Raw genomic sequence first — 15,664 nt, 5'->3', positions numbered from 1 at the left:
GTTCAGTGAATCTTAACAAATCGGTTCTTCCCCGGGACGGACGGCGTGAATGGATTCGCTACCGGATTCGGGCCATCCGCGTCGGTAGGAGGCATGTTGCGGCTGACCCCAACCGAGTTGGAGGAGCATTTCTAAAAAGTTACCTTTTTCCCATTTACTAACGATCCCCCATTCCGTTTTACGAGCGATCGCCTCTACATCCGATCGCCCGATTGCGCGGTGATCTTTGCCGCCATTTAAACTTAAATATAAATCCATCCCCGCCGTCACTGCATCCCAAAACTCCAGCAACTCCTCTTTGTGCGCTTTCAAGATTTCCAGATCGCCGGGAAGAGCAATTAATTGATCGTGAACCCGGGGATGTTGCAGGGTTTTCCCCTTGACCGTGAGAGTTTGCCAAATTAAACCAGAAACTTGGTGCGATCGCTGGTATTCGTGAACCGTTGCCTTAAAATCCTGATAGGCGCTGAATTTCTGCACCGCTTCCGGTTTGATAAAATAGTCGATCGCGGGTAACCCAATCGAAGGATTCGCCGCTAAATTGAGGCGCTTTCCTTGCAAACAAGCGCGGCGTTCCTCCGCCAAGATTTCGATGAGTTCCTGCGTACTGTAAACCTGCGCCATGAGAAACCGCTCTGGTCGTTGTTACAGACAGTCTTTCCTCGCTTTCCGAACCGGAAAATCGAACCGGAAAATAGGTTGCTGTTATTATAATCTGCTTTCCCGATTCGGCGTTCCCGACGAACAATAAGAATTTTAGATTTTAGATTGAGGTGGGCATCGCTCCACACTAAGTGCTATTAACGAAGAAAATATCGAAATCATTAGGATTGAGAGCCGCGTTTCCCGGTGTTTTTCTTCGTCCCTTCTCCGGGTAAAAAGCGATCGATCGCTGCTTTCAGTTCCTCGATTTCGTCGGCAATGTTGCCCTCATTTGCCGCACGAGTGATACATTCGCTCAAATGTTCGTCCAGGATAATCCGGGCGACGCGATCGAGGGCGCCGCGCACGGCGGCAATTTGAATCAACACGTCCGGACAGGGATCGCTCTGTTGTACCATGCGCTTGATGCCGCGAATATGCCCTTCGATGCGGGAGAGGCGATTGACGAGACGGCGCAAAGATTCTTCACTGTGGACGTGAGGATGAGCGTGAGTGTGAGAACTATGATGAGAATGACCGGAGACGTGGCGATCGCCCGCCCAGTCCTCTCCAGACTCGGAGTTGTGAGTAGGGCTGTTATCCCTGGAAGAATCGGATACCATCATCGGCGAGGGGCGGGGGGCTGAACTTAACACTTTCCTACAGGGTAGTGCAAAATACTCAACTTGTCACGGAAGGCTCCCAATCGGGAGCGCTTCCGTCGCGCCAGTTACTGCCAATTGCCGATTAAAATAAACGGCGACCAGACCGCCGGATGGCTGTAATCGAGAATGCCAATTAACTTTAATTGTGCCTGACGCAAAGCTTCAGCTTTACTAATTTCCGGTCGTTGTAATTGACGATAAAACTCCTCAATTAACTCTACCGTCGCTTGGTCGTTAATAAACCACAACGTCGCCAAAGCACTATTGACTCCGGCGCGAACGGCAACCCCGGCAATTCCCAAGGCGGAGCGATCGTCTCCCGCCGCCGTTTGACAAGCACTTAAAGTTAACAATTCCACCGGGCGTTCTTTTCGATAGGCGCGCAATAAATTATCCAATTGTTCGATCGTAATGCGATTGTCAAACGCGAGTAAAAACGTATTGTTCGCATCGGCGCCAAATTTGCCGTGAGTTGCCATGTGAACGATCGGATAATTGCCTTTTTCTAATTGTTGGCGTAACCGTTCTAAAGTAAACTCTTCGTCGAGTAATTTAGAACCCCCGAGGATTTGATTGACTTCGGTCACTTCCGCTTTCACATTGGTCAAAGGAGCAAAGGGCGGGCGTTCGACACTCAATCCTAATGTGAGCGATCGCAGTCCCTCCCGTCGTAGGGGGCTGTTGCTGGTGACCTTGAGACTCGGGGTCGTGGCGATCGCGTATTTTTCAATTAAAAACCGTTCGCCGTCGTGCAGTGCAGCCATCGGAATTTTCCGCAAGACCCCGTCCTGAATAAATAAAATAGTTTTGACATTGGCACCGTTCAAATCCGCTTCGAGAGGACGGACGAGCCAATCGTAAACGGTTTGAGATTGGGGTAAATATTCGTCGGTGGCGCGTTTTTCTAACAATTGGCGCAAGCGATCGATCTCTTGTTGTAATTGTGCGGCGGAAATTTCGACGGGATGGCGGGTGAGGCGCCGTCGTCCGGGTCGATCGCCGGGAAGGTCTAAAATCAATTCGGTGCGATCGCCCAAAATCACCGAATAAGCGATCGCCGCTTGCGGGTCGATTTCGTCATTAGCCCCATCCCGGGCGACTTCCACGCAGTCATCGCCAAAAAAGTTACGCAATTCCGCCAGTTTGAGCAGTTCGAGAATGTCGAGGGCTTCGCGAACGGTGGAAGGGGACTCGGTAGATTTAAAAGTGGCGTTGACGGCGGTTTCCGGATCGCGATCGAGCAGCAGGGCGATTAATTCGCGATAAATCGGTTCGACGGAATCGCGAAAGTCGAATTGAATGTCGGGATTGGCGGCGAGGATATCGCTGCGGATACTTTGTAAAGTGGCGATCGCCTCGCGGTAGGCGCCGATCGCTTGGGTCGGTTTTCCTTGGGCCACTAACAGGCGTCCGGCTTGCCACTGCCAGCGATAGAGGCTATCGGCGGCGCTCACTTGTTGGGCGGCAAATTGCGCCTCGCGGGTCAGTTCCATGGCGCGATCGCGATCTCCGTTGACTTCGTTGAGTCGCCCCAAACTGCCGAGGGCAAAGGATTCCGCCCGCCGATCGCCGATCCGCCGCGCGATCGCGATCGCCTGTTCCAACAGGTTGCTATTGTCCGAACCGGGCCATGCTACTGCATCGCCGGAGGTCGCTAAATTAATCAGGGCAAAAGCTTTATCGCGCGAATCCGGTTCGTCTGCGAGTAAGATTGCCGCACGATCGCGGTTTTGGGCGATCGCCGTATCGATGGCTTCCCGTTCCATCGGCGTCGGCGCCAGTTCGTGCAGAACCCGATTGAGGTTTAACAAGGCGTGGACTTGAGCGATGCCCCCCAGAGATTTTGCTTCGGCGAGGCTGCCTTCAAAGGCTTCGCGGGCGCGATCGAGGTCTTTGCGGGCGATCTCTTCCAACTGTCGGGCTTCGCGAATGTCCCCTTCTAACTCGGCGACGTTGGCTTGATAGCGCAGGCGATCGGACCGACTCAGATAAACGTTCCCCAAATTATTGAGGGCCGAACTGGCGTAAGGGGTCTGTCCGGCTTCGCGGGCGTCGTCCAAACTTTGGGACAGATTCTCGATCGCCGCCTCATAGTCCCCCGCGCCCCAGTAAGCGTTTCCCAAGCTTCCTCGAATCCCCGCCAGGATTGCCGGATCGCCTACTTCAATACCATATTCTAGTGCTTCTGTCAAGAGTTCGATCGCCCGTTGGTGCTGGCCCAGATCGTTGTAAGCCTGAGCGCGATCGGCGATCGCGGCGGCGATCGCGCGATCGCGCCCTCCCCCGTGCGGTTGTTGTCGGTAAATCTCGTAAGCGCTTTCCCACTGGGCGATCGCGCGATCGAGTTCGCCGACGGTGCGGTAAGCGCGCCCTAAATTGGTGTGAATCGTCGCCGCATCCAGGGACGAGCTGCAGTTGCGTCCCGCGCACAAGTCCGACAGCGCTCGTTCCCACAAGGCGATCGCCTCCGGATAATTCCCCGCGTCGTAACGTTCGATCCCGCGATCGACCCAAACCGAAACCGGAGGAGTTTGGGCGTTCGCCCGTGCTCCCTCGATCGCCTGAATCCCGGGCGCGGCGATCGTCAACAGTAAACTGACGAGAAATAACCCCAGTATTTTTTGAATTCCCATCCCTATTTTTGACTCCGTTCTTACAAACCGCGACCCCGACTTTCACAATTTGTCTATTTCCGCTCTCTAAAACTTACTCAAACTTAATCATTTGATCTTTAGTTCCTAGCTTGGATCTTCCGAGACCTTTCCATCACGCTTGCTTACACGGCTGAGCTCTCCGCGTTTTCTACATTAATTGCCGCATTTAAGTCACGATCTATGGAGACGTGACCGTTCGGACAATCATACTGTCTTCGGTCCAGTGGCATTTTTTGTCGGTGTCCGCACTTAGAACAGATCGGCGAACTGGGATACCACGGGTCAATCAGCGTTAATTTGCTCCCATACCACTCGCATTTATACTCAAGCTGACGACGGAACTCATCAAACCCACCATCCGCAATCGCACCAGCCAGCTTGTGATTTTTGAGCATCCCTGACACATTTAAGTCTTCACTTTTCACTTTTCACTTTTCACTTTCCCCTTTTCCCTTTTCACTTTTCACTTTTCACTTCACCGTGGTTTTTGGCTAAGTAAGTTGTTAACTTGTGTAGATGGTCGGCTCTCATATCGGCGATGCGTCGGTGGGCTTTAGCTAACTTGAGTTTAGTTTTTTCTCGGTTTTTACCTCCTTTTTGACGGCGACTTAGTTCTTTCTGGAGTTGGGCTAGTTTTTTCTGAGCCTGACGATAAGCTTTTGGGTTGGCATAGGTTTTACCATCGCTCAGGGTGGCCTTTTAATTCCTACGTCTACCCCAATCCGCTCTCTTCCTTTTAAAGTGGGCTGGGGTTCAAAATCAATTTTGAAGGCAATATACCAGTCCCCTGCTCGTTTACCGATCGTGACATTTTTGGGATGGACTGGCGGTAATTGTTCGTGGCTTTTTACCCAACCGATCCGAGGTAGCTTCACCCAATAACCGGAAACTTTAATGCTTCCTTCCAGGTAAAAACTATCTTTGACATTCTTTTTCTTAAACTTGGGCAAACCTGTTCCTTTGACTTGCCCAACTCGCTTAAACGATTTATTGACGTGACGCAACGCTTCTTGAGGGCTACATTTGGAGACTTCATAGTACCAAGGATTCTGACTTTTTACCTCGGCGACTAATCTTTTGTGTAAGTCTATGGCGGTTGGGAGTTTACCTCCGGCTTCTAATATTTCTTGACAGGTAGCGAGTCCCCAATTCCAAGCGTGTCGAGCTACTCCTGCGTGTTTCGCCATCAGCGTTCGTTGTCGGTTATTTAAGTCTAGCTTGGTCTTAAAGCTTTTCACTGACTTTTCTTAACTCCTCAACCATCTTTTTGTTCTGGCCATTTCGGCTACCATAAAGACGAGGTGAAAACACGGTAATGATTTCTAACACATCGTTGGCTAAGTCTTCCTCAAAACTGGCATCCTCAGTCCGATTTATAATCACAATCTCTACACCCAACTGCTCACAGATGCTGAACACCAGTTCAGCCCCGAATCTAAGTAATCTATCTTTATGGATAAGAACCAGTCTGTCGATTTCACCCGATGTGATTCACCTCAGAAGACGCTTTAACCCACGCTTACTGTAATTCATCCCAGAGCCTAAGTCTTGGATAATTTCATGCTCCCAACCATTTTGAGCGCAGAACAATTCAATAATTTCCTTTTGACGTTCTAGGTCTTGTTTCTGGTCGTGGCTACTGACTCGTGCATAACCGATTGTGTACGCTCTATGAGATTCAACACCGAGCAATTGAGACATAGAGTATCTCCGGTGCCCCGACGCCGTGCGCTCAGGGATTAATTTCCCTTCTGATTCCCAACGTCTTAATGTCGATGGTGATACTCCTTTGATTTTTGCGGCTTCGGAACTGCTAGACTTACTCATAATCTGATTATGGCTTAAAAAATGAGTAAGCTTAAAAATTTTTAGTGAGAAATTTAAACTCTGTCTCCAGCCCTCGCCGCGATCGCCAACTTGCCATAAAATTCGGGAAAAAACGGGCGATCGGCTAGAGAACCTTTAACGGTTTTTTCTTTATCGCGAGGGAATCACCGACATCGCTTGACCGACGATTTTCTTTCCCCAACTCTCCTTAATTTAACCGGATATTCGCGCAGATAGCTTAATATTTCATTTCTTTAACTTGGGCGCATCTTTCTCTATCCCCTAAGTTGAGGAATTTTAGCTTTTAGCTTTTAGCTTTTACCTCAATCCATCGGTGATGCCCGCGTAAGCGGGAATCTACCAGCCCAATTCTGTACCTCATAGAATTGAGAATCGCTATAGATGAAAAGGGACTGCTAAGCCTGCAACTGGAACGTCTGAGGCAATCCTGACCGTTCCCGGCGCCCTCTTCCCTCTTGCCCACTCCCCCCCAAGAAAATCTAAAATCTAAACGGTTCTCCTACTTTTTCGGCGAAGAAATAACAGAAAACGCCAAATTATTCTTAAAAATAGGGTGCGATCGCCCGTTCTCTCTCATCGGGACTCCCCAGCTATGAAATCGATCTTTGCTCTCTTTGCTCAACTTTCTCCAGTTATCGCCCTGTTACTGTACCTGGATGGGCCGTTGGCGAACGCCCAAACGATCGCCCCTGGGGAATCGGGCGCCCGTATCTTCGCGCGCCAATTTCTCAGCCAAGCCCCCCCGGAATCGATTCCGCCGGGAACGATCGATCGCGATCGCCGCGACCTGCAACCTTTACCCGGCGATCTTTCGGTTCCTAATGGTAACGAAATTTTGGAGTCCGTCCCGACCCCAGGGCAGAACCTGCCCACCGCCCCCGATCTAACCGTCGAGGTTCTTCGGGTGGAAGTATTGGGCAATACAGTGTTTTCGGCTGAAGACCTCGCCCCCGTCGTGGCGCCTTACGAAGGGCGATCGCTCTCCTTCGAGGAATTGCTCTCGATTCGCACGGCGATTACCGATCTCTATACCCGTAGAGGCTACATGACCTCGGGAGCTTTTTTACCGCCTCAAGATGTCTCCGATGGCGTCGTGCGCATTCAAGCAGTGGAGGGAGAGTTAGAACGGATCGAAATTGCCGGGTTAAATCGTCTGAAAACTAGTTACGTGCGCGATCGCCTCGGAATAGCTGCCGGACCTCCGGTGAATATCGAACAATTAGAACAAGCCTTGCAACTGTTGCAACTCGACCCGCGCATTCGTTCCGTCCAAGCGGATCTCAAAGCGGGAACCACGCCGGGACGCAGCATTTTAACCGTTGACGTGCGCGAGGCGTCTGCCTTGGGCAGTTCCCTCGGGATCGACAACAACGACTCGCCCACCGTCGGTTCGATCCGCTACAGTGCCGCCTTGAACCATAATAATTTACTCGGATTCGGCGATCGCCTCCATCTCGAATACGGACGCACCGAAGGGGTCAACGACTATAACTTCCGTTACGAGATCCCCCTCAACCCTCGGGACGGCACCTTACAGTTAGGCTACAACAACAGCCGCAGCACCATTGTCGAAAATCCCTTCGACGAACTCGACATCAAGGGACGAACCCAAACCGTTTCCCTCGGGTTCCGCCAGCCGATCGTCCGCCGTTCCACAGAGGAGTTGGCATTGGGATTGACCCTCGATTGGCGTCAGAGTCGCACGTTTTTATTAGACGATATCCCCTTTTCCTTTTCCGAAGGGCCGGAAAAAGGGGAATCGAAAGTCACCGCACTGCGCTTGAGTGGGGATTGGGTGCGTCGCAGTCCCAACCGGGTTCTGGCGGCGCGATCGCAACTCAGCCTCGGATTGGATATCTTGGGGGCGACCAGCAACGACGACACCCCGGACGGTCGATTCATCAGTTGGATCGGCCAATTTCAATGGGTGCAAGGCTTAGGTAAAAACGTGGTCGGCGTCGCCCGGGTCGCCACCCAGCTCACCCCCAACTCGCTGTTACCGTTGGAGCAGTTCAGTATCGGCGGCGTCGATACCGTGCGCGGTTACCGTCAGAACCAACGAGTCGGCGATAACGGGGCGATCGGTTCGCTGGAAGTTCGCATTCCGGTATTCTCCGGGCCAGAATGGTTGGGGGTAGTCGAAGTCGCTCCCTTCGTGGATGCGGGCATCGTCTGGAATAACAGTGGGAGCATTCCCTCGCCGAATACCCTCGTCAGTACGGGATTGGGCTTGCGCTGGAATGCGCCCCATTTTAGCGCCCGGGTCGATTGGGGATTGCCCCTCACCGATGCGGACGACGGCGGGGATTCCTTGCAAGATAGCGGGCTATTTTTCTCGCTACAAGTGTATCCGTTTTGAGCGATCGCTCAGGCCACGGGCGGCTTGACGACCCACACGGAACAGGGCGCGTCTTCTAAGACTTGGGAACTGACCGACCCTTGTAAAATCCGTTTTAATCCGGTCAAGCCGCGATTGCCGATCACGATTAAATTGGCTTTGTAGATATTGGCCAGACGCACGATTTCTTCTGCCGGATCTCCAGTGACGATTTCGATGTCACTGGGGCAGGGTAATTGTTCTTGATAGGCTTGCAGTTGTTGTTCGATCTGGCGGTAGGCGAGGTTGTCGGCGTAGCCGTGGGGGCGATCGGCGGCCAGTTCGAGATCGGGGTTCTGTTCGCTCAACACGTGGGAGAGGACGATCTTATCGACGTTTTCTAATTGCAGTTCGTGCAAACTCGCCATTACTGACTCGGATAAATTGGAAGCGTCGAGAGCTACTAAAATTGTTTTAATCACGGAAGTCTCCTAAAAGGATTGCGGGGACGGGCTAGCGGGAGCGCCCGCATACTGGGGCAAGGTCGATCCCCGAATTTCCCAAAAAAATTACCCCACAGGATAGTTTAGCGGCATTCCTGTCGGGATTATAGGGCGAGGGGTTGGCGGGGCGAGTCGGTGGAGCGTTGGAGCTCGTAACGCTGACGGCGATCGCCCCGGCGAAGAATCGAATTTGCTGACGTCTGCTTACGGGATAGGCGGTAGAAGACATCAGCAATTGAGGTCAGCCGCGAGGCGATCGCCGAGGGTTTTTACAGGTTTTCCCGGCGCAAGCGCACCGATTCGGCATGAGAGGGCAGTCCTTCAGCTTGGGCCAGCACTTCGATCGCCCCGGCCACTTTTTGCAAGGCTTTCGGCGAATATTGAATCAAGCTCGAATGCTTCATAAATACTTCCACACTCAGGGCCGAGGCATAGCGAGCCGCCCCGGAGGTGGGTAAGGTATGATTGGGCCCGGCGAGGTAATCCCCCACCGCTTCCGGGGTGGAGTTCCCCAAGAAAATTGCCCCCGCATGACGGATTTGAGGCAGTAAGTCCCACGGTTCGGCGATTTCGAGTTCGAGGTGTTCCGGTGCGAACTCGTTGGACAGTTCGGCAGCTACCTCTAGGGATTCGACCACAATCGCCACGCCGTAATGGGCGATCGCCTTTTCCGTCAGGGTTCGGCGCGGATGTTCGGCTAATTGGTTCTCCACCTCGGCGACCACTTGCTTCGCCAAGTTGCCGTCCGGGGTGATTAAAATGGCGGCGGCGAGCGGATCGTGTTCGGCTTGGGCGAGTAAGTCGGCGGCGACGTGAACCGGATTGGCTTGAGAGTCGGCAATGACTAAAACTTCCGACGGTCCGGCCAGGGAATCGATCCCGACGGTTCCGTAGACGAGTTTTTTGGCTAAGGTCACGTAAATGTTGCCCGGTCCGGTAATCACGTGGACGTTGGGAATCGTTTGCGTGCCGTAAGCCAATGCGGCGATCGCCTGGGCGCCGCCGACGCGATAAATTTCGGTGACCCCCGCTTCTTGCGCCGCCACCAACACCGCCGGATTGAGGGTTTTGTCCGGACCGGGGGGCGTACACATGACGATGCGCGGCACTCCGGCCACTTTAGCCGGAATCGCATTCATCAATACCGTACTCGGATAAGCCGCGCGCCCTCCAGGAACGTACAGTCCGGCGCGATCGACCGGGGTGTAGCGCTTGCCGAGAACCACTTCGTTTTCCCCAAACTGAACCCAAGACTTGGGAACGCGCTGTCGGTGAAAGGCTTCCACTTGGACTCTGGCCAAGCGAATCGCATCGAGTAATTCTTTCGATACCTGTTGGTAGGCGGCATCGAGTTCGGACCCACTCACCCGCAGTTCTTCCGGCTTGAGCGTCTGCCCGTCGAATTCACTGGTATAGTGCAGCAATGCCCGGTCACCTTGGCGCTGAACCGCTTGGATGACTTCTCGCACGGTGGCCTCTTTGTGAACCACGCGCTCGTCGTGGGTGCGATCGCAGATCCGTCGCAGTTCGGCTCGTGCCTCAGTCCGCTCTGTAATGATTCGCAGCATGGAGTTAGGAATGAATCAGAAGTTATGCCCGTCAGAGAACGGGTCTGGGCGACATCAACCGCCACTGCCGATGCCAGGCTGACCCGAACCCCTCTCGATCTAGCTTAACGTGGATTTTTCGTTTCCACCGTTGTCTTGGCAGCGAAGATGTTATAGTAGTATATCTAGTATTTTGTATGTTTGTTTCTTAAGGCATTTCTCCGAGCATCGATCGTGGCGAATATCAAGTCAGCAATCAAGCGCATCAAGATCAACGAGCGCAACCGCTTGCGCAACAAGTCCTACAAATCCGCCGTCAAAACCTTGATGAAAAAGGTTTTCGTGTCGATAGAGGAGTATTCTCAGAATCCGTCTGACGAACTCCGCCAAGAAATCGACCGTCGCATGAGTGCGGCTTACAGCAAGATTGACAAGGCCGTCAAGCGGGGCGCCTACCACAAGAACAATGGCTCGCGCAAAAAAGCGCGACTGGCCAAAGCGTTCAAAACCAACGTGGAACCCTATTCGGCGGCCTCCTGAATCCCGGCAGCCTTTGGCGATCGCCGTTGCCGAAGGCCGATGCCCTCTTCGTTCAGAAGTCGCGGGCAACTCGGTGGTTGCGACCACTGGAGTTCCCGCCCCCGTCTTCCAGGACAGTCGTGGCGATCGCGCCGAGTCCGATTCCCCTAGACCAGGAGGTTCGAGTTGAGTTCAGTTCGCGATCGCCGCGATCGCCACTTCCTCAACACGCCCATTCAACCTACGGCCTTATCGGGTATCAGGTTATCCGCTTCGCGGACAGTGAAGCCTTCAGCCTCCCGATCTCGTGGGTCGTTTTCGCATGGCCGTCGGTTTTCCGCCGTCGAAAGCGCTACAATGAATCCTGGATACCAGATTCCATCCATCCCCGAACAGCCAGCCACCTTGCCCCATGCAATTGGTAGATACCCACGTACATATCAATTTCGAGCGGTTCCAGTCCGATTTAGAAGCAGTTCGACAACGGTGGCAAGAGGCCGGAGTAGTCCGGCTCGTTCATTCGTGCGTCACTCCCGAAGAGTTTGACAGCATCCAAGCCTTAGCCAATCAGTTTGAAGAACTTTCGTTCGCCGTCGGTTTGCATCCTTTAGAAGCCCATCAATGGCACGGCGATACGGCCCGGCAGATCGAAACCTTAGCCCGCCGCGATTCGCGCGTAGTCGCCATTGGCGAAATGGGGCTAGATTTTTATAAAGCGGCAAACCAACAACAGCAAAAAGAAGTTTTTGAAGCCCAACTCAAAATTGCCCGAGAGTTAGACAAACCCGTCATCATTCACTGTCGGGAGGCGGCTGCCGAACTGGCCGAACTGTTGCGACAGTTTACTAAAGAACGCGGCCCGATCGCGGGAGTCATGCACTGTTGGAGCGGCACTCCAGAGGAAACCCAATGGTTTTTAGATTTGGGATTTTACATTAGTTTTAGTGGGATCGTCACCTTCAAAAAGGCCGACGACATCCAGGAATCGGCGCGGCTGGTTCCCGGCGATCGCCTGCTCGTCGAAACCGACTGTCCCTTTTTAGCACCCGTTCCCCGTCGGGGCAAGCGGAACGAACCCGCCTTCGTGCGCTACGTCGCCGAGGCGATCGCCCAATTGAGAGGAGTAGACCTCGACGAACTCGCCCGCCAAACCACGCAAAATGCCGTTCGGCTGTTCCGTTTATCCTTACCCGACGGCGAAGGAACGCCCGCCCCGGCGGCGAGTCCCTAACCGAAGCCTAGACAAAACGTAAAGACTGTAGTATAGTGGCGGGTTTATCAACGCGCCTTGTGACCTTCACTCCTATGCCATTGGGATTCATCCGTCAACCGCCACCCCCAGATTTCCCCGAAGGGCGATCGCCCCTCGGGTCGTTTGAGCCTCGTACGGACTGAAGATCGACGCCCCTAACGCGTGAATCCCCGCATTCCCCCGCACGCGGCGCGATCGGATCCGAGTCGAGCGACGTTCGCAGCCCTTGCCTCCATTGAAGCGTATCGGTGAAAGAGACTCCTAGTCATGAACAACCCAACAATCAGCAGCGCACCCACGTTTACCCTGCCCGACCTCGTAGAAATCCAGCGATCGAGCTTTCGTTGGTTTCTCGAAGAAGGACTGATCGAAGAACTCGATAGTTTCTCGCCGATTACCGATTACACCGGAAAATTAGAACTCCATTTTATTGGTAAAGATTACAAACTCAAACGCCCGAAATACGACGTAGACGAAGCCAAACGGCGCGACAGCACCTACGCCGTGCAGATGTACGTCCCCACGCGGCTGATCAACAAAGAAACCGGAGAAATCAAAGAACAAGAAGTCTTCATCGGCGACTTGCCCTTGATGACCGAACGCGGCACCTTCATCATCAACGGCGCCGAACGAGTCATCGTCAACCAAATCGTGCGATCGCCAGGAGTCTACTACAAATCCGACACCGATAAAAATGGCCGCCGGACCTACAACGCTTCCTTAATCCCCAACCGAGGCGCGTGGCTCAAATTTGAAACCGACAAAAACGATCTCGTCTGGGTCCGGATCGACAAAACCCGCAAACTCTCCACCCAAATTCTACTCAAAGCCCTCGGTCTGACCGACAACGAAATTTTCGACGCCCTGCGCCACCCCGAATACTTCCAAAAAACCATCGAAAAAGAAGGGCAATTCACCGAAGAAGAAGCCCTCATGGAGCTGTACAAAAAACTGCGACCCGGCGAACCGCCCACGGTTTCCGGAGGCTCCCAGTTGCTCGAATCGCGCTTCTTCGACCCCAAACGCTACGACTTAGGGCGCGTCGGACGCTACAAACTCAACCGCAAACTGCGCTTGAACGTCCCCGAAACCACCCGAGTCCTGACCCCTCAAGACATTTTGACGGCGATCGACTACCTGATCAACCTCAAATTTGACATCGGTTCCACCGACGACATCGACCACCTCGGCAACCGTCGGGTGCGCTCCGTCGGCGAACTGCTGCAAAACCAAGTGCGCGTCGGCTTGAACCGCCTAGAGCGGATCATCCGCGAACGCATGACCGTTTCCGACGCCGACTCCTTAACCCCCGCCTCCTTAGTCAACCCCAAACCCCTAGTCGCGGCGATTAAAGAATTCTTCGGCTCCTCCCAACTGTCCCAGTTCATGGACCAGACCAACCCCCTCGCCGAATTGACCCACAAGCGGCGCTTGAGCGCCCTCGGTCCCGGGGGTCTGACCCGAGAACGGGCGGGATTTGCCGTGCGTGACATTCACCCCTCCCACTACGGGCGGATCTGCCCCATCGAAACCCCAGAAGGTCCCAACGCGGGCTTGATCGGCTCCCTGGCGACCCACGCCAAAGTCAACGCCTACGGCTTTATCGAAACCCCGTACTATCCCGTAGAAGACGGGCGCGTTTTGCGCGATCGCCCCCCCACGTTCATGACCGCCGACGAAGAAGACGACCTGCGCGTCGCCCCCGGAGACATCCCCATGGACGCCGACGGCTACATCCTCGGCGACACCGTACCCGTGCGCTACCGGCAGGACTTCACCACCACCAGTCCCGACCAAGTCGACTACGTGGCGGTCTCCCCGGTCCAAATCATCTCCGTGGCCACCTCCTTAATTCCCTTCCTGGAACACGACGACGCCAACCGGGCTCTGATGGGATCCAACATGCAACGTCAGGCCGTTCCCCTGTTGAAACCCGAACGTCCCCTCGTCGGAACGGGCTTAGAAGCCCAAGCCGCCCGGGATAGCGGCATGGTCGTCGTCGCGCGCACCAACGGCACCGTCACCTTTTGCGATGCCACCAAAATTCGCGTCCGGCGCGACGATACCGGGTTGGAGATGGAATATGCCCTGCAAAAATACCAGCGCTCCAACCAAGACACCTGCTTAAACCAGCGCCCCTTAGTCTTTGAAGGCGACGAAGTAGAAGTCGGCCAAGTCCTCGCCGACGGTTCCGCCACCGAAGGCGGCGAACTCGCCCTCGGACAAAACATCTTAGTAGCGTACATGCCTTGGGAAGGCTACAACTACGAAGACGCCATCCTCATTAGCGAGCGATTGGTCTACGACGACGTCTATACCTCGATTCACATCGAAAAATACGAAATCGAAGCGCGCCAGACCAAATTAGGCCCGGAAGAAATTACCCGAGAAATCCCCAACGTCGGCGAAGACGCCCTGCGTCAGTTAGACGAAAACGGGATTATTCGGATCGGGGCTTGGGTGGAAGCCGGAGATATTCTCGTCGGTAAAGTCACCCCCAAAGGCGAATCCGACCAACCCCCGGAAGAAAAACTGCTGCGCGCCATTTTCGGCGAAAAAGCGCGCGACGTGCGCGACAACTCCCTGCGCGTCCCCAACGGCGAAAAAGGTCGGGTGGTAGACGTGCGCGTGTTCACCCGGGAACAAGGGGACGAACTGCCTCCGGGAGCGAATATGGTCGTTCGCGTCTACGTCGCCCAGAAACGCAAAATCCAAGTCGGGGATAAAATGGCGGGTCGCCACGGGAATAAAGGGATTATTTCCCGGATTTTACCCGTAGAAGACATGCCCTACCTGCCCGACGGTCGCCCGGTGGATATCGTCTTGAATCCGTTGGGGGTACCGTCGCGGATGAACGTCGGCCAGATTTTTGAATGCTTGCTCGGCTGGGCCGGGGAATGTTTGAACTCGCGGTTTAAGGTGGTGCCGTTCGACGAAATGCACGGGCCCCAGAAATCGCGGGAGTCGGTTCACGCCAAACTCGGCGAAGCCCGCGAGAAGTTGCATAAAGATTGGATTTTCAACGAAGACCATCCCGGTAAGACGATGGTCTACGACGGACGAACCGGAGAACCGTTCGATCGCCCGGTGACCGTCGGTAAGGCGTACATGCTCAAGCTGGTTCACTTGGTAGACGACAAGATCCACGCCCGTTCTACCGGACCGTACTCCCTGGTGACCCAGCAACCCTTGGGTGGGAAAGCTCAACAAGGGGGACAGCGTTTCGGAGAAATGGAGGTGTGGGCCCTCGAAGCTTTCGGCGCGGCGTATACGTTGCAAGAGTTGCTCACAGTCAAGTCCGACGACATGCAAGGACGCAACGAGGCGTTAAATGCGATCGTCAAAGGCAAGGCGATTCCGCGTCCGGGAACTCCCGAATCTTTCAAGGTGTTGATGCGCGAATTGCAATCCCTGTGTTTGGATATTGCGGTTCACAAAGTAGAAACCAAAGATGACGGCACCTCTCAGGATGTGGAAGTGGATTTGATGGCCGACGTCAACAACCGCCGCACCCCTTCGCGTCCGACTTACGAATCCGTATCCAAGGAGGCATTGGAAGAAGACGAATAATTGAGCCAGACCCCGACTCGGAGGGGGAGGGTTCCCCTCCGAGGGGACTCGCTGGGGAACCCTCCCCCCTCGGGGAGGCGACGCAATATCCGGTTTCAAGGGACAGTGAGGCTCGATCGAGCTTTTTCAAGGATTGCGTTGACTTGG

At 54.2% G+C, this 15,664-nt stretch carries 9 protein-coding genes and 2 pseudogenes; 4 read left to right on the top strand and 7 right to left on the bottom strand.

Translation table 11 applies throughout. The annotated features are described in order from the left end of the window. Nucleotides 1-12 precede the first annotated feature (12 nt). The 5 genes and pseudogenes from JJD41_RS01545 to JJD41_RS01525 all read right to left on the bottom strand — a co-directional run bounded on the left by JJD41_RS01545 (nt 13) and on the right by JJD41_RS01525 (nt 5,788). Nucleotides 13-624: a hypothetical protein gene (locus tag JJD41_RS01545; RefSeq protein WP_200664408.1), complete on the bottom strand. Its 612-nt coding sequence runs from the start codon at nt 622-624 to the stop codon at nt 13-15. Between the two features lie 200 nt (nt 625-824). Continuing rightward, nucleotides 825-1,268, bottom strand: coding sequence for a metal-sensing transcriptional repressor (locus tag JJD41_RS01540; RefSeq protein WP_200664407.1), 444 nt, complete (start codon nt 1,266-1,268; stop codon nt 825-827). 104 nt (nt 1,269-1,372) lie between these two features. After that, nucleotides 1,373-3,940, bottom strand: a complete 2,568-nt coding sequence (locus JJD41_RS01535) for a CHAT domain-containing protein (RefSeq protein ID WP_200664406.1) — start codon at nt 3,938-3,940, stop codon at nt 1,373-1,375. 143 nt (nt 3,941-4,083) lie between these two features. After that, nucleotides 4,084-5,148: pseudogene (locus JJD41_RS25595) on the bottom strand (RNA-guided endonuclease InsQ/TnpB family protein). Nucleotides 5,149-5,185: 37 nt separating this feature from the next. Continuing rightward, a pseudogene (locus tag JJD41_RS01525) lies at nt 5,186-5,788 on the bottom strand (IS607 family transposase). A gap of 613 nt (nt 5,789-6,401) precedes the next feature. Between JJD41_RS01525 and JJD41_RS01520 the strand changes: the two are divergent. Continuing rightward, on the top strand, nt 6,402-8,168 hold the full coding sequence (locus JJD41_RS01520; protein WP_234488461.1) for a ShlB/FhaC/HecB family hemolysin secretion/activation protein: 1,767 nt from the start codon (nt 6,402-6,404) through the stop codon (nt 8,166-8,168). An 8-nt stretch (nt 8,169-8,176) separates the two neighbouring features. Here the strand turns inward: JJD41_RS01520 and JJD41_RS01515 are convergent, their stop codons facing one another. Both JJD41_RS01515 and hisD read right to left on the bottom strand, forming a co-directional pair. Continuing rightward, nucleotides 8,177-8,608, bottom strand: coding sequence for a universal stress protein (locus JJD41_RS01515; protein ID WP_200664405.1), 432 nt, complete (start codon nt 8,606-8,608; stop codon nt 8,177-8,179). A 290-nt stretch (nt 8,609-8,898) separates the two neighbouring features. Next, nucleotides 8,899-10,197, bottom strand: coding sequence for a histidinol dehydrogenase (gene hisD / locus JJD41_RS01510; RefSeq protein WP_200664404.1), 1,299 nt, complete (start codon nt 10,195-10,197; stop codon nt 8,899-8,901). A 213-nt stretch (nt 10,198-10,410) separates the two neighbouring features. On the opposite strand from hisD, the gene rpsT reads away from it, so the two are divergent. The 3 genes from rpsT to rpoB all read left to right on the top strand — a co-directional run bounded on the left by rpsT (nt 10,411) and on the right by rpoB (nt 15,517). Next, nucleotides 10,411-10,716 carry a 30S ribosomal protein S20 gene (gene rpsT / locus JJD41_RS01505; RefSeq protein WP_200664403.1) on the top strand — a complete coding sequence of 102 codons (306 nt, stop codon included), beginning with the start codon at nt 10,411-10,413 and terminating at the stop codon, nt 10,714-10,716. Nucleotides 10,717-11,107: 391 nt separating this feature from the next. Beyond that, the gene (locus JJD41_RS01500; RefSeq protein ID WP_200664402.1) at nt 11,108-11,926 is read left to right on the top strand and encodes a TatD family hydrolase; all 819 of its coding nucleotides are present in this window, start codon (nt 11,108-11,110) and stop codon (nt 11,924-11,926) included. 288 nt (nt 11,927-12,214) lie between these two features. Further along, nucleotides 12,215-15,517 (top strand): DNA-directed RNA polymerase subunit beta, encoded by a 3,303-nt coding sequence (gene rpoB / locus JJD41_RS01495; protein ID WP_200664401.1) that lies wholly within the window; start codon nt 12,215-12,217, stop codon nt 15,515-15,517. The last annotated feature ends 147 nt before the right edge of the window (nt 15,518-15,664 follow it).

This window comes from Oxynema mangrovii CENA135, assembly GCF_016632315.1.
In the GTDB taxonomy this organism is placed as follows: Bacteria; Cyanobacteriota; Cyanobacteriia; order Cyanobacteriales; family Laspinemataceae; genus Oxynema; species Oxynema aestuarii.
The sequence above is the reverse complement of the archived record's forward strand: the minus strand, read 5'-3'. Positions and strand labels throughout refer to the sequence as shown.